Genomic DNA, 19,651 nt, shown 5'->3' with positions numbered 1-19,651 from the left:
TTGAGTCTCCGGTCTGGTTGGCCCGAGTTCCCGGTCTGACTCAAGTCTCCGGTCCGGTCCGGCCCGAGCCCCGGTCTAGCCCGGGTCGGCGCTCCGGATATCGGGCAGCATCGGCCGGTCCTCGCTGCCGGGCTGCAGGATCACCGCCGCGAGTCCCCAGTGGTGCTTCATCCGCTCCAGCGGGTCGGTCGGGAGGGTGCTCTTCTTCCGGGAGAACCGGCGCGGCTCCGGGGTCTTCTCGCGGGTCTTGACCTTCAGCGTCTCGTGTTCGGTGCCGCCGTCCACCACGACCTTGTCGAAGCGCCCCGCGACCTCGGCGGCCCAGTGCCGGCCCAGGACGCCCACGCGGGCCGCCGGTGCCGCGACCCGGCCGTTGCGGAAGAGCACGCGCACCGTCTCGACGCCCGGCGGGAGCAGGCCCCAGGCCACCGACCAGGGGGCCGCGTCCTCGTCCCGGCTGCGGAGGGCGCCGCCGATCAGCGCGGTGTCCGCCGCCTCGGGTGGGGGGTCTTCGACGCTCATGTGCGCAGCATAAACGGTTGAAGTGATTGAGGCCCCTGACGCCCGCCACGCCGGGGCCCCAATCGGTCTCGGCCCGCGGTCTCAGCCCCAGTGGTCGGACGGCCAGGTGGGGTTCCGCGGGTCCACGACCGGCGGCAGCGCCTTGTCGTGCGGTTTGATCAGGTACGCGACGCCGCCTGAGCCGTACCCCGGGGTGCCGTCGGCCTTGGTGTAGTTGGTGCGCAGCCACACCGTCTCGAACATCCGGCGCGGGTAGACCGTGTACACGTCCGAGTCGCTGTTGCTGGCCGGGTCGTTCACGATCACGTCGCCGGTGTCCGTGAACCCGATGACGCACCACAGGTGGCCGTCGCTGGCGTAGTAGCCGTTCTCGGCCAGGGTGAAGGACTGCGACGTCACCACCGGGAACCCGGCGGCGACCAGCACCTCCAGCTCGGTCAGCGAGTTCAGGCGCACGACCATCGCGTCCAGTGCGTAGGACGCGGCGTAGGCGCACGTGAACGGCCAGTTCCCGGTGCCCTGGTAGCCGTAGTCGTAGCTGTAGCGCGCGGCCTCGTCCACCGAGGGGTCGGCGTAGCTCGGGTCGACCCACGCCAGCTGCTCCGCGGTCGGCCCCTTGCCCCAGAACTCGACCACCATCTCCGTCGACGTCGGGCTGCACCATGCCTCACCGCCGCCGCCGTACTGCACGTACTGGCCCTTGTGGACGTTCTGCGCGTACGGCTTGACCGCCAGCGTGACGCCGGTGGCCGGGCCGGGGGTGCTGGCCGGCACGGTGGTGCGGTCCGGGACCGCCGACGCCGTGGCGCCGATCTGCCAGAGCCGCGGGGTGGCGTGGGTCCCGGGGCGGCGCAACAGGGTCAGGCGCAGTTGGTAGGACCGCATGGAGTGGCCGGTCTCGGCGCTCCAGGTGTCCGTGTCGATCTCGCCGTAGGCGTTGCTCTGGCCGTTGACCGAGGTGCGGTCGATCTCGCTGTCGTCGGAGGCCCAGATGCCCATGATCCAGATGTCGCGGTGGCCGTCCTCCATCGTGGCGAGCAGCTCCACCTTCAGGAACGTGCCCTTCGGGGTGTCGGCGTTCCAGTGCGCGGTCAGCTGCGTCGCGCCGAAGTCCAGCCGCCGGGCCGGGGAGGTCCAGGTCGCGTATTCGTACTCGGCGGTGGTGTTCAGGTAGGGGTCGGTGTAGGACGTGGTCCCCACCGGCTCGGCTATCACCACGCCCAGCCGCGGCCCGGGAAGCGCCAGGACGCCGTGCGACTCGCCGCACCGGAAGTCGGCCCAGGTGGTCCACCGGTCGAACCGGACGCGGGCCTGGTCCGTGTTCTTCGTAGCCGTGGCCCCGCCGGCCATCGCGGCCTCCGTGTCTGTGCTGTTCGTGGCTGCGGACGCCGTCCCCGCCTCCGCGACCCCGACCATAGCGGCGCCCACGGCCGCCCCGCCGGCGAGCACCATCCGCCGGCTCACCGCACCGCCCGAACCCCGCCGATCTGATTGAGAGCTCGCCGACATCAGTCCTCCAAGACCGCGCGCCAGATGCCACCGGTGCTGTGCACAGCACAGTGTTGAATGCTGTTGAAGATTAGCCGGGCAACTCCATGATCGGAAGCAAGTCAATGCCGGGTTTTGACTGTTGTTTGCGGGGGATCTTGGATTCCGGATCAGACCGGGCGGGCAGGCGTAGGCTCGACACGCGCCGGACTCGCACTCCCTCACCCCCGAGCAGAAAGCCAATGCCGATGTCGCCCGCAGCCGGAGGGTTCGCCACACAGCGGTTCGAGTACGACGGTGGCCGCCAGGCCACCGTTTACGTACCGCCGGATCCGGCAGAATCCGTCGTCTTCGCGGCCGACGGCGCGTGGCACATCGCCCCGCTGAGCAAGGCCCTGACCCGGGCCGGCGCCACGTCCACGATGATCGTCGGCGTCCACGGGCTGACCGACGACCAGGCGCGGCTTGAGGAATACTCGCCGCCGTTCAACGCGGAGCGCTTCGCCGCGCACGAGAAGTTCTTCGTCGAGGACGTCCGCAGAAGGGTCGGGTCCGAGTACGGACTCGTACTGGACGCCGAGCACACCGCGGTCTGGGGCGCTTCCATCGGAGGCGAACTCGCGCTCGCATTGGGGATTCGCCATCCGGACGTCTACGGCGCGGTCCTGTGCGCCTCGCCCGGTGCCGGCTATCGGCCCCCTGAGGCGATGCCGCCGCGGCTCCCGCGTGCCTACCTCGTGGCGGGCACGCAGGAGCCGTTCTTCCTGAAGAACGCGACGCGGTGGGCGCTCGCATTGCGCGGCGCGGGCGCGGACGTGGCCCTGGCCGAGCGCGCGGGGTCGCATGGCGGCGCCTTCTGGGCCGAAGAGTTCCCGCTCATGGCGAAGTGGGCTTTCGGCCGCTGAGCTGCTACACGAAGTTCTTGTCGATCAACATCTCCAGCACGTTCACGTGGAAGTCGGGGAAGTCCATCGGCACGATCCCGAACCGCGCCCGCTGCCCGGTCCGCGCGCGCAGGTACGGGTAGATGGAGTTGTCCATCAGCGTCTGCTCGAGGTCCTTCGGGAACTCCAGCCCGTCCTGGATGGAGGGCGCCAGGCTGAGGAAGTTCACGTACATCGTGGTCGGCGCCGGGTTGCTGTAGGCGGCGTCGAACTGCTGCGTGATCAGCCCGCCCTTGCTGCCTGTCGAGACACCGGTGTACGTGTCCTGCACGTTGAACTGCCAGTTCGCGCTGTCGGCCCAGCCGATCAGGTTCCACGACGCCGGGAACGCGAAGTCGGCCAGCAGCACCACCTTGCCGGCCGCCTGGCCCAGCGTCGGCCAGCCGTACATGTGGAACATCCCGCGGTACCCGAGGGTGTCCATGTAGTAGTTGAAGCGGCGCTGGAACTCCGCGTCGCTGAGGGCCTGGCCGCCGGCGTTCTCGTTCTTCAGCCGCATGACGATCGTCTCGGTCGGCTGCGCCGCCAGGAACGCCTTGCACTGGTCGAGCACGTCCTGCAGTCGGATGCCCTGGTAGTAGCTGGAGTGGTAGATCCCCATCTCGCTGGCCGTCCCCTGCAGACCGTTGCAGCGGATGTCGACGAAGCGCACGCCCTCGTTCAGCTGCTGCGGGATCCCCCAGTTCTGGGTGTGCGACCACTCCGTGCCGTCAGCGGGGTTGGTGCAGCAGGTGTCGTGCGTCCCGGGGATCGTCATCCCGAGCAGCGACAGGTTCGGGTCGAGGAAGCTCATCCAGCTGTCCGTGGGCTTGCCGCCGGGCGTCACGGGGGAGTCGGCACGGGCCGCGGCGGGCAGGCCGATCGAGGCGGCGGCGAGCACGGTGCCGCCGACTCCCCACTTCAGGACGTTGCGACGGGTGGGATTCATGGACGCTCCAGGGGTCTCGAAGCCGGCTGCGGGTCGCCGCCGGTGTATCCGGGCACTGCGACGGCGCTCACGGTAAGCGGAGTGTCAGCAAGTGGCCATGGCCGGTGCGCGGAACATTGAGGGTCGGCCGCCATAACGGCGGCCGACCCGGGGATCCCCATCCCTGACTCGCGGCGACTGTCGACTTCGCCGCGCGCGTGGCGCGTGCTAGTAGCTGCTAGTAGGTGTCCACGGTGCAGGTCCCGTTGCTGAACATCGGATTCGTGTCGACCGGCTGGTTCGCGTCCGGGTTCACGATGATGTCGAAGGCGCCGGTGATCGAGCCCTCACAGTCGTCCAGCGCCGGCTCCGGCTGCATCGCGTCGTTCGGACCCATCCACAGATCGACGTGGTAGATCCCGTTGTTCCAGTCGCTGGAGCACTCCACGCACCCGTCCTCCATGATGAAGTACTTCTCCAGGTGGGGGACGTAGATGATCGTGCCCGGGGCGAACTCGTTCTCGTCCGTGGCGAAGGTCACCGGCTGGCTGTAGGTGCCCAGGTCCTCGGTGGCGATGCTGTGGATCTGCGGGTACGCGATCTGCGCGGTGCCGTAGTGGCCGTTGCCGTCGTCGTTGTCGTTGTAGCCGTAGGACGTGATGTTGACGTTGATCGTCTGCGGGTCTGCGTGCGCGGCGGCCAGCGGGCCGGCCGAGGACATCAGCAGCGTCGCGGCCAGCGCGGCCAGTGCTGCCAGGGTTCTGCGGACCATGGCGGAACTCCTTCCCGATCAAGTTAGGAAACCTTCCTAACTTGGCCGGGAAGCTAGCGCCGAAACAGGTGCCTGACAATCCCCTCTGATCGCAGACCGAGACGTGAGGGCCGGCTCCGGCGTCCAGAACCCGGACAACCGGATCGCCGGCCGAGACACGGCGCCCGGGTCAGGAGCCCAGAACCCGGACATCCCCGCTCTCCACCCGCACGTCCACGGCCTGCGCGCCGACCCGGAAGCCGTGCGCCGTCAGCCCGTCCCAGACCCCGCCGGGCAGCGGCTGGAACGCCACCGCGTCTCCCGGCACGTCCGGCCGGATCCCTACCAGCGTCGAGACCACCGCCACCGAGGCCGCCGCGGCCCACGCCTGCGGCCGGCACGAAGCCGGGTACGGCGTCGGCCGCCCGCCGGGCCGCGCCGGGCTGCCCGCGTACAGCTCCGGCATCCGGTACTCGAACCCCGCGGCCGCCTCCAGCAGACCGTCGATCAGCGCATGCGCCGACTCGGCCGCCCCCGGGACGCCGTCGGACGCCGCCCGCGCAAGCCCCAGCACGGCCATCGCGGTGTCGTGCGTCCACACCGAACCGCCGTGGTAGCTCAGCGGGCTGTATCCGCCGGCCGAGGTCGCCATCGTCCGCAGGCCGTAGCCCGAGGCCATCGCCGCCGACCCCAGCCGGGCGGCGACCAGTGCCGACTCCTCGTGGTTCAACATCCCCGTGCCCAGCAGGTGCCCCATGTTCGAGGCCACCGTGTCCACCGGCTTGCCGTCCCGGTCCAGCGCGACCGCCGGGAACGGCCCGTCCGCGTCGCTGATCCAGAACCGGGCGCGGAACCGCGCGGCCAACTGCGCCGCCCACGTCCGCCACTCCTGGGCGCCGGGCCGGCCGAACGCGTCCAGCAGCGCCGCGCCGCCCATCGCCGCCTCGTAGGCGTAGCCCTGCACCTCGCTCAGCGCCAGCGGCGCCGACGCGATCCGGCCGTCCACGAACTGGATCGAGTCGTGCGAGTCCTTCCAACCCTGGTTCGCCAGGCCGTGGCCCGACTCGTCCACGTAGCTCAGGAACCCGGCGTCGTCCATGCCGTGGTCGCGCATCCACACCAGAGCCGCTTCCAGCGGATCCAGCAGCTTGCCCACCTCGTCGGCGGGCATGCCCCAGCGCCAGGCGTCGTGCAGCAGCATGATCCACAGCGGAGTGGCGTCCACGGTGCCGTAGTACGTCGAGGGCAGCAGCAGCAAACGCTCGTCGCCGCCGAAGGCGTCGTGGCCGGCCGGCGCGCGCCGGATCTCGTGCAGGATCTTGCCGGGCTGCTCGGCGGTCTCCGGATCGGTCTTCGTACCCTGACGCCGGGCCAGCGTGCGCAGCGTGCCGGCCGCGAGCCGGGTGCCCAGCGGCAGCAGCATGCGCGCGGCGATGAGCGAGTCGCGGCCGAACAGCGTGAGGAACCACGGCGCGCCGGCTCCCAGGAAGTGGTCCTCGGGAGCAGAGGGGTCGCGAAGTTCCAGGCCGCGCAGGTCGGCCAGCGAGCGCTCGACGAAGCGGCCGATCCGGATGTCGCCGCTGTCCACACGCAGGTCGCCGAGCACTGATTCACCCGCGGTGCCCGTCACCACCGACGTCCCGGTGGCGGTGGCGCGTACCTCGATGCTGAAGCGGGCGACCTCGCCCGGCTCCAGGTCCACCGGCCAGCTGATGCGGCCGGTGGCGGCGTCGACGGCGGTGGGCGCCGGTTCGGCGATCGCCCGCACGATGTCCCGGTTCTTCGAGTTCTCTGAGTGATCCGAGTTCTCTGAGTTCTCTGAGTTCTCCGAACCGTGCCCGATCCATTGCAGACCGTGGCGAATCGCTTCAGCCGGCAGCGCACCGGGGGAGTGGCCGGACTTCACGGTCGAGATCTCGGCGAGGTCGCAGCCCAAGGTGATGCTCAGTGTGGTCTGCACACGACGCCGCGAGGCGGAGCGGATCTCCAGGATCTCCCGCACCACGGTCTGCGATCCGGAATCGTTGCCGGTGTCGTCGACCAGAACTCGCCGCCGCTCGACCGACACCGCCGGATCCGCGCCGTCTTCACCGAGTCCGCGCGCCACGAGCACGCTGCGTGTGGCGTCGGCTCCGTCGAGTTCGTCGGCGATCGGGACGAGCTGCGCGCCGGCGAGTGCGATCTCCGAAACGCTCAGGACACGCCGGTCGTCGGCGAAAACCCCCGCCACGCCCCGGCCGTTCAGTGCTCCTCCGGTTGCGGACAACCCGAAGACAGGGGCCTTCACGGTGGTCGCCAGGTCGTGCAGATAGGGTTGCTGGACTGGGATTTCGGCCGGACCGTCGGTCATTGATGCCCCTCGTGTTGCGTGGTCGTTCACCGGCACTCTATCCATTTGAACGTTCATATGAAACACTCCAACCCAACGACTTTGAACGTTCAACTCGTCGAAGGGAGGAAACGCCATGTCGCAGCCCGAACAGCCCTCGGCCCGCCCGACCATCAAGGCGGTGGCCAAACACGCGCAGGTCTCGTATCAGACAGTATCGAACGCGCTGAACGCGCCGGAGCGCCTGCGGCCGGACACCCTGGCCCGGGTGCTCCGCGCGGTCGAGGAACTCGGCTACCGGCCCACCCAGGCCGCGCGCAATCTGCGCTTGCAGACCACGCGGCTGATCGGCTTCCGGTCCACCCGCTCGGGCGGCCGGGGTATCGGTGCCATCGAGGACCGGTTCCTCTATGCGCTCACCTCCGCCGCGCGGGACCGCGGGTACGGCGTGATCCTGTTCGCCGCCGACGGCGACGACGACGAGATCGCCATGTTCGAGGACCTGGTCAGCCGGGGCGCGGTGGACGGCTTCGTGCTGTTCGGCTCGCACCGGCACGACGCGCGCACCGCCTGGCTCGCCGAGCGCGACGTGCCGTTCGTCAGCTTCGGCCGGCCCTGGGAGAAGACCCCGTTCGAGTACTCCTGGCTCGACGTCGACGGCCACGCCGGCACCCTGGCCGCGACCCGGCACCTGGCCGAGGCCGGCCACCGCCGCGTCGCCTTCATCGGCTGGCCCGAGGGCAGCGAGGTCGGCGACGACCGGTACGCCGGCTATCTGGACGCCGCCGCCGAACTCGGCCTGCCCACCCGCGGGCTGACCGTGCGCGGCCTGGACGGCATCGGCGCCGGCACCCAGCTGGCGGCCGGGCTGCTGGGCAAGGCCCACCCGCCGACCGCGTTCGTCTGCGTCAGCGACGCCATGGCCGTCGGCGTGATGCACGCGGTCGAGCACCGCGGGCTGAGCGTGGGCAAGGACGTCGCGGTCATCGGCTTCGACGACAGCCCGCTGGCCACCGTCGTGCAGCCCGCCCTGAGCAGTGTGCGCCAGCCCCTGGAGTCCATCGCGCGCCGGTGCGTGGACCTGGTGCTGGAGCGCATCGACGACCCCCGCAGCGCGGTGACCACCTCCGTCGTGGAGCCCACGGTCATAGCGCGCGGCAGCAGTAATCCCTCTCACTCCTCATCACCAGAAGGGGCCTGACGCCTCCGCCACCACGTCAGTGCCCTGATCCCGAAGTGCCCTGAGCCCGATGCGGGCGGATCGAAAGGAACGACAATGAAGTCAGTTCGTGCCAGGCGGATCACCGGCGTCGCCGGCGCCGCGGCCGTGCTCGTGACGGCGGCCGCCTGCGGCAGCAGCGGCCCGAGCAAGGCCTCCGGTTCCTCCTCGGGCGGCACCGGCGGCACCGGCGGCGCCACCTCCGGCGTCACCCTGCAGGTGCTGATCGGGTCCTCCGGCGACGCCGAGACCAACGCGGTGGTGGCCGCGGGCAACGCCTGGGCCGCCAAGACCGGCAACAAGGTCGTCGTCACCCCGGCCAAGGACCTCACCCAGCAGCTGACGCAGTCGCTGGCCGGCGGGACCCCGCCGGACATCTTCTACGTCGACGCCTCCAAGTTCCAGAGCCTGGTCAAGGGCAACGCCCTGGCCGACGTCGGCGAGAAGATCACCGACTCCGCGGACATGTACCCGAACCTGCAGAAGGCGTTCACCGCCAGCGGGCAGTACTACTGCGTCCCGAAGGACTTCTCCACGCTGGCGCTGGAGATCAACACCGACCTGTGGACCAAGGCCGGTCTGACCGACGCCGACTACCCCAAGACCTGGGACCAGCTGGAGACCGTCGCCAAGAAGCTCACCGGCAACGGCGTCACCGGCCTGGTGATGAGCGACACCCTGGACCGCATCGGCGCCTTCATGCGCCAGGCCGGCGGCTCGGTGGTCTCCGCCGACGGCAAGACCGTCACCGCCGACTCCCCGCAGAACCTGCAGGCCCTGGACTACCTGCAGAAGCTGGGCAAGGAGGGCGCGCTGAAGTTCCCCAAGCAGGTCGACACCGGCTGGGGCGGCGAGGCCCTGGGCAAGGGCAAGGCCGCGATGACGATCGAGGGCAACTGGATCGTCGGCTCGATGCAGAAGGACTACCCGAACGTGCACTACAAGGTCGTCCCGCTGCCCGCGGGCCCGGCCGGGAACGCCACGCTGTCCTTCACCAACTGCTGGGGCGTCGCGCAGAAGAGCGCGCACCAGGCCGCCGCGGTCGACTTCGTCGACTACCTGACGACCGTCGACCAGCAGATGAGCTTCGCCAAGGCCTTCGGCGTGATGCCCTCGCGGCAGGCCGCCAAGACCCAGTTCACCACGCAGTTCCCGGACCAGGCGGCGTTCGTGACCGGGGCGGACAACGCCTTCGGCCCGGTCGGCTTCCCCGGCTTCGACGCGGTGCAGAAGGACTTCGACGCCAAGATCCAGGGTCTGTCCGACGGTTCCTCGGACCCGAAGAGCATGCTGTCCAGCCTGCAGAAGAACGCCTCTGACGCGCTGAGCAACAACTAGGCGAAAGGCCTTCCGGGAAGATGAGCAGAACAAGATCGCAGGAGGACCGGCGTCAAGCCCTCGCCGGATGGCTCTTCGTCTCGCCGGCGTTGCTCGGCCTGATCGTCTTCCTGGTGGTCCCGATCGTGCTGGCGCTCTACGTCAGCTTCACGAACTGGGACGGCCTGTCCAACCCGCTCGGCGGCGACGTCAAGTGGGTTGGACTGCACAACTACCAGCAGCTGCTCACCCACGACGGCCTGACCCGGACCACTTTCGCCGGGGCGCTGCGCAACAACTTCTGGTTCGTGCTGTTCGTGGTGCCGACCCAGACCGCGCTCGCGCTGTGGCTGGCCGTCTTGGTCAACAACAAGTTCCTGCGCGGCCGCGGCTTCTTCCGGACCGCGTTCTACTTCCCGTCGATCACCTCCAGCATCGCGATCACCCTGGTCTTCCTGTTCCTGTTCCAGGGCGGCGGCGCGGTGAACGGGATCCTGAACTGGTTCGGTATCAAGGGCCCCAACTGGCTGGCCGACAGCCGCGGGGTCGTGCACGTCTGGCTCAGCGGCATCGGAGTGACCAAACCGCCGGGCTGGACCCAGCACACGGTGATGGGCCAGTCATTGTGGGACTGGTTCAGCGGGCCGTCGATCGCGATGATGGTGATCATCATCCTGGTGATCTGGACGACCTCCGGCACCTTCATGCTGATGTTCCTCGCGGCGCTGCAGAACGTGAACGACGACCTGTACGAGGCCGGCGAGCTCGACGGCGCCGGCGCCTGGCAGCGCTTCCGCTACATAACCCTGCCGAGCCTGCGGCCCACGCTGCTGCTGGTGCTCACCCTCGGACTGATCGGCACCTGGCAGGTCTTCGACCAGATCTACCTGACCGGCAACAACCCGGCGACCCGCACCCCGGCGTACATGTCCTTCGACCAGAGCTTCCAGAACAACCACTTCGGCATCGGATCGGCGATCGCGTTCCTGCTGTTCGCGCTGATCATGGGCCTGACGTTGCTGCAGCGGCGCGTCCTCCCGGAGGAGATCGACTGATGGCCGAAGTCCGCGAGCGCCGCTCCCCGTCCCGGCGCGCCCTGATGTACGGCGCGCTGGTCCTGTTCGCGCTGCTGTTCCTCGGGCCGTTCGTGATCCAGATCGCGACCTCGTTCAAGACCGACCCGGACGCCACCAACCATCCGCTGAACGTGGTCCCGCACCCGGTGACCATGGAGGCGTGGAAGCGGATCTTCGGCTACAGCTCCGACCAGCCGGTGCCCTTCGGCACCTGGCTGCGCAACAGCATCATCGTGGCCACCTCGATCACCCTGCTGCGGGTCCTGCTGGACAGCCTGGCCGGCTACGCCCTGGCCCGGCTGCGCTTCCCGGGCCGGCGCGCGGTGTTCCTGCTGATCCTGGGCACGCTGGCGGTCCCGAACGTGGTGCTGCTGATCCCGCGCTTCCTGGTCCTGAAGGAACTGAGCCTGTACAACTCCTACGCGGGCATGATCCTGCCGATCGCCATGGACGCCGCCGGCATCTTCCTGATGCGCGGGTTCTTCATGCAGGTGCCGCTGTCGATCGAGGAGGCCGCGCGCATCGACGGCGCCGGGGCCCTGCGCACGTGGTGGGACATCGCGATGCCGCTGGTGAAGCCCGGGCTGATCACGCTGACCATCCTGTCGTTCCAGGGCTCGTGGAACGAGTTCAGCTTCTTCCTGGTCGCCACCTCCGACCCGAAGTACGACACCCTGACCACCGGTCTGGCGAAGTTCAGCGGCGGCTCGCTCGGCGCCGGGAACCAGTTCCCGGTCACGCTCGGCGCGGCGCTGCTGTCGACCATCCCGGTGGCGATCCTGTTCTTCGTCTTCCAGCGGCAGATCGTGCGGAGCCAGATGGGATCCGGGGTCAAGGGGTAGTGCCATGTCCGATGTCCGCCAGTTTCACAGCTCGAGGTCCGCGACAATCTGCCCATGATCACGAACTCGCCGGGGATCCGCGTCAGGCATCGCGGCGCCCTTCCGCAGGTCCACCCGACCGCCTACGTCGCGCCGACCGCGACCCTCGTCGGCGATGTGCGGATCGGTCCGCATGCCCGGGTGATGTACGGCGCGGTCCTCGACGCCGAAGGCGCGTTCATCGAGGTCGGCGAGGCGACGGTGGTGTGTGAGAACGCGGTCCTGCGGGCTTCGGCGGTCGCCGGCGACCAGCCGGTCGTGCTCGGCGACCACGTGTTCGTCGGCCCGCACGCCACCTTGCTGGGATGTGCCGTCGAGCGCTGCTCCTATGTGGCCACCTCGGCCAGTGTCTTGCAGGAGGCGCGCGTGGGGGCCGGCAGTGTGGTCGCCGTCGCCGCTCTTGTCCATGCCCGCGCTGTTCTCCCGGAGGAGTTCTTCGTACCCCCGCACATGCTGGCCCTCGGGGATCCGGTCCGGTTGCTGGCCCCGGGAGACCCCGCAGTGCCCCAGGCCATCAGCCAGGTGGGTTTCGCCGGGGTGGCCTTCGGCATCGATCCGTCCGGGGGTGACCGCATGGCGCGCTACGAGAAGATCACCGAGGTGCGGGTGAACGAGTTCGCCGCGCACCGTGACGACGAGGTCGTGACCTCTCCCGAGACCGAGGCGGCGGCCGGATAACGCACGTCCGAGGACGTGGTACCGGATTCGAACCGATTTATACCAGAAGTACCGGCCACCTGCGCACCGGGAGAGGAGCGCGGATCCTCACCGGAGATCGCACCCCGGCGAGAATAAGACTATTGAGTTGGTCGCCCCCGGTCGCCGTGCGGCGGGAACAACCCCAACGGTAGCGGGCCGTTCGGGGCGGCGGCGAGTGGTTTATATCGCCCCGCAGTCTGGCGCTGTATATGAGAGTTCGAATATAGTCCCGCTTGCCTCCTTCAACGCCGGGCTCGACCCGCGCGCGGTTAGCTCATGGCACGGAACCGGCATCGCCGGCTAGTCACCGGCATGGCCGGTCGCACCGTCATTCGTCATGTCAACCGTAAGGAGGATCCGATGACCGCTGTCTATGGCGAGGCCTCGTGGTTCTGCTGCGGCGCCGCCTGGGGCCCGTGCGGGTCCGCGGGCGGAGGCGCCTGCGGCACCTGTTCGTCCAGCAAGCACCAGCATGCCTGGCCCACCGTCTCCTCGGCCTGCACCAGCATCACCGACCCCGGCGCGTGCGGCGTCAGCCTGACCGCGCGCGGCTGCGGGTTCGTGCACTACATCACCAACCAGTGCAACAGCAAGGAAGTGAGCTGCGCGATCGCCGACTGCGGGCCGAACGTCCACCAGTTCTGCGGCGAGAAGACCTGCTGCGGCTCGGCGTGCGGCACCAACCGTCTGATCGACCTGACCCCGTCGGCGTACAGCGCCATCGCCAGCCTGTCCAGCGGTCTGATCCCGGTCAAGATCGACGTCGTCGCGTAGGGAGGGAGGCACCATGAGCACACAAGTGGACCGCCGCCGGTTCCTCACCAGCGCGGCGCTGGGCGGAGCCACGATCGTCGGGGCGACCGCGCTGGGCTCGCTGGCGCCGGAGGCCGCGTTCGGGGCCAGTGCCCCGGCCGTCGGGCCGGGCGATCTCGACCCGGACTTCGCCGAGGGCCGGATCACCTCGATCAGCGGCTCGCTGATCGTGGCCGCCGGCTCCGACGGCACGCTGAACGCCATCCAGACCACCAGCGGGACCAGCGTGTGGAAGCTGGCCCCGACCACCCTGTCCGCGGTGCGGGCCGGCGACGGCCTGTACGCGCGCGGCGTCCGGATGCCCGACGGCAGCCTGGCCGCCGACGCGCTGTGGGTGAACATCGTGAGCCTGGACGCGCACGTCGCGGACCTGGCCTCGGACCACCTGGACCTGGACCACCACACCAGCAAGATCAAGGCCCACGTGGTCTCCGGCGTCAGCGCCGCGGTCTACAACGGCACACCGCCGGTCACGGACCTGTCGCACGTCCCGGTCGGCGGGCACGTGCACGTCGTCGGGGCCTGGCGCCCGGACACCTCGGAGATCGACATCTCGACGGTCTACGCGAAGGTCTGACCCGACGCGAAGGTCTGACCCGGCACGAAGATCTGACTCGCGCGAAGGTCTGACAGGTCTGACTCGACCACGGGCCGCCGGCGGCGCGGATGCGGTGTGGCACCCCGCTCCGCCGGCGGCCCCGGCACCGAAGGAGTTCCCATGACGTGGCTCGCCCAGGCGCAGCCGCTGTTCCTGGCCGGCGTGTTCGGCTGGTCCGGCACGTCCAAGACCCTCGGCGGCGACCCCGGCGGCCGCGTCGCCGGCACCGCCCTGCACCGCCTGCTCGGCGGACGGCTCGCCCCGCCGGCGTACTTCCTGCTCGGCGTCACGGAGATCGCGCTCGCGGTCAGCCTCGCCGTCGAGCCGGGCCGCGCGAGCACGCTGTCCGCGGCCGTCCTGTCCGGCGGCTTCCTCGTCTACCTCGGCTACGCCGCGGTCGCGACACCGCAGGCGTCCTGCGGCTGCCTCGGCAAGCGGAAGGTGCGGCAGTCGTGGCGCGGCTTCGCCCGGGCCGGGCTGTTGCTGGCGGCGGCGATCGTGGCCGCCTCGGTCGGAGCAACCTCGATCGGGGCGCCGGCCTGGTGGCACCGGCCGCCGCCGGCCGGAACGATCCTGCTGCTCCTGGCGGAGACCGCGCTGTTCATCACCTTGTCCGCCGAACTCGACACCCTGTGGCTGTACCCGCTGCGGCGCCTGCGCGTGCGGGTCAGGCATCCGCTGGCCGGGGCACCGGACGTGGTCCCGCTGCAGGCGACGGTCCGCACCCTGGTGCGCAGCGTCGCGTGGCGCGAGACCTCGCACATGGTGGTCTCCGACATCCTCGAACACTGGGACGCCGACGGCCACCGCATCCTGGTGTACAACGCCCGCACGCCGGAGGGCGGCGCCACCGCGCTGTTCGCCGTCCCGCTCGACGGCGACGCGGACGCCATCCGCTTCACGCTGGTCGACGACCAGGAGGTGGTCGCCATCGCGTGAGGGCCGCGGGGACGACGGACGGCCGGTGCCGGGGCTGGGGCCGGCGCCGGGCCGTCATCGTTGTCGCTGGTGTTGGCGTTGTCGCGAGTCTTGTCTTGTCTTGTCTTGTCTGCCCATAAGTAATGTCGCTGGTGTTGCCGATGTTATGGCTGTCACTTCCGGGTACAGGGTGTGATGGCGCAATCGAATGGTATGTATCGCCTTCCACGTCCAGAATCGGTTGAAATCGTCGAAGAGGCTGGAACAATGGGATGCCGGGTAACCAGCGTCCCTGAGCGACTTCGAGGAGGACTCCAGTGACAGCGGCGAACGGCCAGTATCTTCCCGGACCCGGCACCGGCCGAAGCACCTTCGAGGTGGCCTTCGACCTGAAGCCCGAGGCCCCGAACTGGCCGCCGGTCCCCGTGGAGCGCCTGTGGGGCGAGAAGACCACGGTCGAGTTCGAGATGCGCCTGCTGAACGTCCCCTTCTTCGCCCGCGGCGTCGCCTACGGAGACCTGGTCCACGTCCGCCCCGACCAGGAGCGCAGAGAGCTGGTCTTCGAACGCCTCAACGGCGAATCCGGCCACTCCACCCTCCGCATCACCGTCCTCGACCAGCGCGCCGGCCGCGACGTCCAGACCCGCCTGCGAGCAGCGGGCTGCTCCTGGGAGACCGCCGCACAGTTCTCTGCCCTCCTGGCCGTGGACGTCCCCGCCGACGGCGACTACCGCGCACTGCGCGACTGGCTGGTGGCCCGCCGCAGCGAGGGGACGATCGAGTTCCAGGAGAGCGCGATCTCCGCCCGGCATCTGGAGCAGGTACCTGATTTTCCCGCGTGACGGTGGTGGCGGACGACGGTAGGGTGCGGGACGCTGCGCGATTCGAACGCGCGGAGGAGTCCCGGGCTTGCACTCGCCCTCACCCCTCAACCCCGGCCGCGTAGTGCTCCACGACCTGGGCGCAATGGGCCGCTCTGCCAAGCGTCCCGCGTGGCCGAGGCCAGCGTAGCCGGGTGGTCGGGGGGAACGCCCGTGGGTTTCGGGGGATGACGGCTCTCGGGGGAGAAGTGAGTCAGGAATCTTATGCCCGTGCGGCACGGCTGGTCTACATCGTCCGCCACCCGATCGACGGCCCCGGACGGGCCCTGATCCAGGCCCACCGGCGTGCGGCGGCTGCCGTCGCCACGCATCCCGACGATGACGATGACGACGCCGCCGTCCGCGAGGCGCTGCGATCGGTGATCAAAGAGCTCGACCACTGGCGTTCGGGCTGGAGCCTGCGCGGGCCGCGCCTGACGCCGGCCGGCGTGACCAGATGCTGTTCCACCCCATCGACGCTGAGGACGCCACCTCGCGGATCATGGTGAACCCCGTCCCCGCATCGGATCCGGCGGGACCGGGCGCCATCCGGCTTCTGGACTTCCCGGCCTTCAACGCCGACCCGATCCTGCTGCCGCCGACCGTGTCGGACGTCCAGACCGGCCCGCTGGACACCCCCTCCGAGGGGTGGCAGCCGGCGCGCCCCGACGCCCGCGGCGTGCTCGAGGTCCCGGTGCCGACGGTGAGCCTGCAGCAGGAAGCGTCGTCGCCGACTTGGTCGCCGTCGGGGTTCGATCGCGGCTACAGCGTCGAGAACCTCTCGGACATCGCCGACGGCCCGCTGCCCGACGGTGCCGGAACCGGATACGTCATGGCCCGCCACGCCGTCGGCGCCCAGCAGGAACCCTTCGACGACGTCGCGGTGGTGGCCGAATCCGGCTCCTCGTGCGCCACGGCCCTGTTCCAGCCCGGCCTGAGCATGACGGACTACGCGATCACGGGCGGCCCGTCGGGCTTGAACACGGGAAGGTCGTTCGTCTCGACCGTGACCGACGCGGTGATGTGGACCTCCCCGGCGAACCACTCCTACCTGATCGTGGCCGCCGCCCCCGGCGTCGCCGAGCTGCGCCTCAGCGGCCCGGTGTCGGCGTCCGCGGACGGCCGCTGGCTGGTCGCGCCGCTGCCCTACCTGACCAGGAACGGCCAGCTGACGGAGCCGCCACTGGTGGAGGCGTTCGACGCCGCCGGGCATCGGTGCGGCGATCCCGATCCGCGGGTGCCCGACGGACAGTACTGCTACAAGGAGGGGTGACCGGCGAGGCGAGTTCAGATCCCGATCGGGAGTTCTTCGATCCAGGACTCCTCGACGCCGGCCACCTGAGCCATGAGGGTTCGCGCTTGCTCGGCGTCGGAACGGGTGAGGAAGACGCCGGCTCCGCTGACCGTCGATGAGCGCTTCGTCTTCAGCACGTGACTTTTTGAGGCCCGGACCAGGACGGCATAGACCGTGCGATGGCGATCGCGGTGCTTGCTCGGGTCCGGTTCGGTCGCCAGTGCATCGATGACGTCCTGCGCGCTGGCGACATCCAAACCGGTCCTGTTCGCGAAGAACGGGCCGGTCGGCCACCGCAGATCGTCGCTTTCCTGGAAGAAGCTGTGCCGCGTGGCTTCCAGGACCCCTTCCTGCCAGCCGACGGCCCGGCCGACGACGAAGTCGACCTCGCCTCGGCTCTCCAGCAGGAACACGTGGGGCCGCATGGCATCGTCGAAGCCGACGCCCGGGATCGTCGCCCTGACCTCGTCCGCCTCCGCCTCGCCGGCGCACCGGATGACAAGGCCGTCGTAAGTCGAGGTCGTCCGGAGCTTCATCGCCGCGACGGCCTTGAACATGACGTCGATGGTGGTGCCGGGGCCGTTGGCCGGACCCCAGCTGCGCAGAAGCAGTGTGCAGTGTCCGACCGTGTAGGCAAACGGACGGAAGCTGCGGTCGCTACGGAACAGCACTGTTCCCGGTGCTGGCAGATCGGCAGCGTTCAGCCATGTCCGGGTCATGCGATACAGCCTGTCGATCATGCGCGTCGGGCGTCAACCACCGGTGTACGCCGAACCGGGCCGACCGCCGAACCGGGCCGACCGCCGCACCCGAAGACGCGACGGCCGGCTCAACCCACACCACAGTCAGCGAATTAGCTCACGAGACCTTCGTGATCGCCACCGCCTGTCCCGCGTCGCCGAACGCCTGCCCGGCGAGCTGCCAGGTGCCGTTCACGTACTCCAGGGCCAGGCCGCTGTTGCGGTTGACCAGCTTGTAGTGGCCGATGCCGGCCAGGGAGGTGTTCGTCGCGGCCGCGATGGCCGAGGCGGACGATCCTGTGCTCAGGGTCTGCGGGGTGTCGTTGCCGATCGGCTGGAGGTACCACTGGTCGGCGCCGCCGGGGGAGCCGTTGCCGCCGTTGCCGGTGGGGTCGAAGTTCGCCTGCTGGGTGCCGGTCGCCACGGGGGCGCCGATCGCGCGGGTCTGCTGGACCGTGCTGCCGGTGGACTGGAGGTAGGCGCCGGTGCTGGCGTTCACCAGCTTGTAGAAGCCGGTGCGGTAGGCGGTGGACCACTGGTCCATCACCGGGACCAGGCGCCAGGCCGTGCCGGTGCTGTCGCTCAGGGTGTGGCCGCCGAGGGCCAGGCCGTAGGAGGCGCCGGCGGCGAAGCTGATCGCGGTGCCGGTGGAGTCCACCGGGGTGGCCTGGGTCGAGAAGTGCGTCTGGCTTGCGGAGTGCGGGGTCATGCTGACGTCCCACATGCCGCCGGTCAGGCCCGAGACCATGCGGTAGGAGCGGCTGCTGACGTTCTGGTTGGTCAGGCTGCCGTAGTCGATGCTCGTCAGGTAGGAGTTCGAGGCGCCCGAGGGTTCCGTGCCGACGATCGACAGGCTGTCCGGGTTGCCCATGTCAGGGGTCTGGTAGACGTTGGTGTCGTAGCCGACGCCCTGGTAGGTCAGCGAGAACGGGTTGAAGGTGAAGGCCGTCTCCTGGACCACGTTCGGCGTGATGTACAGCCGGTGCGTGGCAGTGTCCAGGAACTCCGCGCCGCTGAGCGTCGTGCTCTCCGTCGCCCCGGTGGCGTCCGTCACCGCGACGTTGACCTTCGCGCTCACCGTGGAGACCGTCACCGAGCTGTTCTGAGCCGGGTCCTGGTAGCTGACCGAGGTCACCGTGGTGCCGGAGGCGTTGGTGATCACGCCGGTCGAGGTGTTGGCGGTGTAGGTGTTGCCCGAGGTGTCGTTGAACGTGAACGTGTTGCCGTTCTGGTTCGAGTAGTACGCGCGGTAGTCCACCGACGAGCCGTCCGCGCCGGTCCCGGCGAAGTCGACCTGGTCCGTGGCCGGGTTGTACGACGGGTTCAGGTGCAGCGCGCTGCCCGCGACGCCCTCGTACCCGCCGACGCCCGGCTGGGTCCAGGTCCCGCCGTCCCACTTGTTCCAGGTCCCCGGCGCCGTCTTGCCGCTGATCGGCGCGCGGGCCACGGCCGGCCAGTAGGCGAAGGTCGTGTAGTTCGGCTTGAACTTGATCTGGGTGTTGTAGACCACGTAGAAGTAGCCGGTCGCGTAGTCCACGAACAGCCGGCAGCCGGCGACGCCGTAGTTCCAGGTCTTGCCCGATTGCGAGGAGGCGTCCTCGGAGTCGTTGCCCAGATACGGCGAGGTGATGATCTCGCCGCCGTAGTTCCAGGTCTGGCCCTGGTCGCTGGAGGAGGCGGTGAGGATCCGGTTGCCGTGGATGCCGGTGCCGATGCGCTGGTTCTGCGTCTGGCTGCTGCTGCCCCAGGGGTTGAAGTCGTACTCGTCGTTGACGACGCCGTACCACGTGCCGCTGCCCGGATCGACCCACACGCCGACCACGTCGCAGTGGTCGTCCTCGTACGGCGAGGGCGCCGCGTGCTGCGCCGCCTTGTCGATCTGGTAGCACAGCGAGCCGGGCTTGTTCCAGTAGGTGTCGGCCGTGGTCTCGGTGGTCCCGGAGCCCACCTGGTTGGTCAGCGCGCCCAGGTCGGTGTTGGTGAACGTGTTCGTGTCCGACCCGGTGTCGGTGGCGGCGTAGGTGGCGTAGGAGCTGAGCCAGTGGAACTGGCCGCCGGCGTCGGTGAACGCCGAGCCCGCGATGTCGCCGGTCAGCCCGGAGTTGAGGCTGCCGGTGTGGTCCAGGGTGTAGGTCGGGTACAGCGGGGTCGAGGCCTGCGCGGGGGTCGCGGCCAACGCCGCGATCCCCAGGGCGGCCACGCTGAGCAGGGCGCTGAGACGCCTGACCCGGCTCCGGCCACTGAGGTGCCGATGCATGTGCGCACGTTCCTTTCCGTCGTAGTAAGCGCTTACTT

The 19,651-nt window shown here is 69.5% G+C and carries 19 protein-coding genes; 12 read left to right on the top strand and 7 right to left on the bottom strand.

What is annotated here, in order from left to right; all coding sequences use genetic code 11:
- Positions 1-75: 75 nt before the first annotated feature.
- Together ABIA35_RS30380 and ABIA35_RS30375 are read right to left on the bottom strand one after the other, a co-directional pair.
- On the bottom strand, positions 76-522 hold the full coding sequence (locus tag ABIA35_RS30380) for a hypothetical protein (RefSeq protein ID WP_370360112.1): 447 nt from the start codon (positions 520-522) through the stop codon (positions 76-78).
- Between the two features lie 81 nt (positions 523-603).
- Positions 604-1,974: a C39 family peptidase gene (locus tag ABIA35_RS30375; protein WP_370360153.1), complete on the bottom strand. Its 1,371-nt coding sequence runs from the start codon at positions 1,972-1,974 to the stop codon at positions 604-606.
- Between the two features lie 278 nt (positions 1,975-2,252).
- Here ABIA35_RS30375 and ABIA35_RS30370 point away from each other — a divergent pair, with 278 nt between their 5' ends.
- On the top strand, positions 2,253-2,915 hold the full coding sequence (locus tag ABIA35_RS30370; RefSeq protein WP_370338921.1) for an alpha/beta hydrolase: 663 nt from the start codon (positions 2,253-2,255) through the stop codon (positions 2,913-2,915).
- A 4-nt stretch (positions 2,916-2,919) separates the two neighbouring features.
- Here ABIA35_RS30370 and ABIA35_RS30365 read toward each other — a convergent pair whose 3' ends face one another.
- The 3 genes from ABIA35_RS30365 to ABIA35_RS30355 all read right to left on the bottom strand — a co-directional run bounded on the left by ABIA35_RS30365 (position 2,920) and on the right by ABIA35_RS30355 (position 6,962).
- Positions 2,920-3,882: a phosphatidylinositol-specific phospholipase C gene (locus tag ABIA35_RS30365; protein ID WP_370338923.1), complete on the bottom strand. Its 963-nt coding sequence runs from the start codon at positions 3,880-3,882 to the stop codon at positions 2,920-2,922.
- A 217-nt stretch (positions 3,883-4,099) separates the two neighbouring features.
- A complete protein-coding gene (locus ABIA35_RS30360) occupies positions 4,100-4,633 on the bottom strand; it encodes a hypothetical protein (protein WP_370338925.1) in 534 nt (177 codons plus the stop codon).
- A gap of 169 nt (positions 4,634-4,802) precedes the next feature.
- Positions 4,803-6,962 carry a glycogen debranching N-terminal domain-containing protein gene (locus tag ABIA35_RS30355; protein WP_370360111.1) on the bottom strand — a complete coding sequence of 720 codons (2,160 nt, stop codon included), beginning with the start codon at positions 6,960-6,962 and terminating at the stop codon, positions 4,803-4,805.
- Between the two features lie 115 nt (positions 6,963-7,077).
- On the opposite strand from ABIA35_RS30355, the gene ABIA35_RS30350 reads away from it, so the two are divergent.
- From ABIA35_RS30350 to ABIA35_RS30300, 11 genes are all read left to right on the top strand, one after another.
- The gene (locus ABIA35_RS30350; RefSeq protein WP_370338929.1) at positions 7,078-8,142 is read left to right on the top strand and encodes a LacI family DNA-binding transcriptional regulator; all 1,065 of its coding nucleotides are present in this window, start codon (positions 7,078-7,080) and stop codon (positions 8,140-8,142) included.
- 75 nt (positions 8,143-8,217) lie between these two features.
- Complete coding sequence (locus ABIA35_RS30345) at positions 8,218-9,498, top strand: extracellular solute-binding protein (RefSeq protein WP_370360110.1); 1,281 nt, start codon at positions 8,218-8,220, stop codon at positions 9,496-9,498.
- Between the two features lie 20 nt (positions 9,499-9,518).
- Positions 9,519-10,532 (top strand): carbohydrate ABC transporter permease, encoded by a 1,014-nt coding sequence (locus tag ABIA35_RS30340; protein WP_370338933.1) that lies wholly within the window; start codon positions 9,519-9,521, stop codon positions 10,530-10,532.
- Positions 10,532-11,395, top strand: coding sequence for a carbohydrate ABC transporter permease (locus ABIA35_RS30335; protein WP_370338935.1), 864 nt, complete (start codon positions 10,532-10,534; stop codon positions 11,393-11,395). The genes ABIA35_RS30340 and ABIA35_RS30335 overlap by 1 nt, the downstream gene beginning before the upstream one ends.
- Positions 11,396-11,449: 54 nt before the next feature.
- Positions 11,450-12,112, top strand: a complete 663-nt coding sequence (locus ABIA35_RS30330) for a gamma carbonic anhydrase family protein (protein WP_370360109.1) — start codon at positions 11,450-11,452, stop codon at positions 12,110-12,112.
- 381 nt (positions 12,113-12,493) lie between these two features.
- Complete coding sequence (locus tag ABIA35_RS30325; protein ID WP_370338939.1) at positions 12,494-12,907, top strand: hypothetical protein; 414 nt, start codon at positions 12,494-12,496, stop codon at positions 12,905-12,907.
- Positions 12,908-12,920: 13 nt separating this feature from the next.
- Positions 12,921-13,523, top strand: coding sequence for a cell wall protein (locus tag ABIA35_RS30320; RefSeq protein ID WP_370338941.1), 603 nt, complete (start codon positions 12,921-12,923; stop codon positions 13,521-13,523).
- A gap of 141 nt (positions 13,524-13,664) precedes the next feature.
- The gene (locus ABIA35_RS30315; RefSeq protein WP_370360108.1) at positions 13,665-14,483 is read left to right on the top strand and encodes a MauE/DoxX family redox-associated membrane protein; all 819 of its coding nucleotides are present in this window, start codon (positions 13,665-13,667) and stop codon (positions 14,481-14,483) included.
- Positions 14,484-14,779: 296 nt separating this feature from the next.
- Entirely contained in the window at positions 14,780-15,304 is a 525-nt protein-coding gene (locus ABIA35_RS30310; protein ID WP_370338945.1) for a DUF4265 domain-containing protein, read from the top strand.
- Between the two features lie 227 nt (positions 15,305-15,531).
- On the top strand, positions 15,532-15,831 hold the full coding sequence (locus tag ABIA35_RS30305; RefSeq protein ID WP_370338947.1) for a hypothetical protein: 300 nt from the start codon (positions 15,532-15,534) through the stop codon (positions 15,829-15,831).
- Positions 15,780-16,595 carry a hypothetical protein gene (locus ABIA35_RS30300; protein ID WP_370360107.1) on the top strand — a complete coding sequence of 272 codons (816 nt, stop codon included), beginning with the start codon at positions 15,780-15,782 and terminating at the stop codon, positions 16,593-16,595. The genes ABIA35_RS30305 and ABIA35_RS30300 overlap by 52 nt, the downstream gene beginning before the upstream one ends.
- 14 nt (positions 16,596-16,609) lie before the next feature.
- Here the strand turns inward: ABIA35_RS30300 and ABIA35_RS30295 are convergent, their stop codons facing one another.
- Entirely contained in the window at positions 16,610-17,356 is a 747-nt protein-coding gene (locus ABIA35_RS30295; protein ID WP_370360106.1) for a hypothetical protein, read from the bottom strand.
- A 118-nt stretch (positions 17,357-17,474) separates the two neighbouring features.
- Positions 17,475-19,613, bottom strand: a complete 2,139-nt coding sequence (locus ABIA35_RS30290) for a hypothetical protein (protein WP_370360105.1) — start codon at positions 19,611-19,613, stop codon at positions 17,475-17,477.
- Between the last annotated feature and the right edge of the window lie 38 nt (positions 19,614-19,651).

Source organism: Catenulispora sp. MAP12-49 (assembly GCF_041262705.1).
Lineage (GTDB): Bacteria > Actinomycetota > Actinomycetes > Streptomycetales > Catenulisporaceae > Catenulispora.
This window is presented reverse-complemented; position numbering and strand designations above follow the sequence as displayed.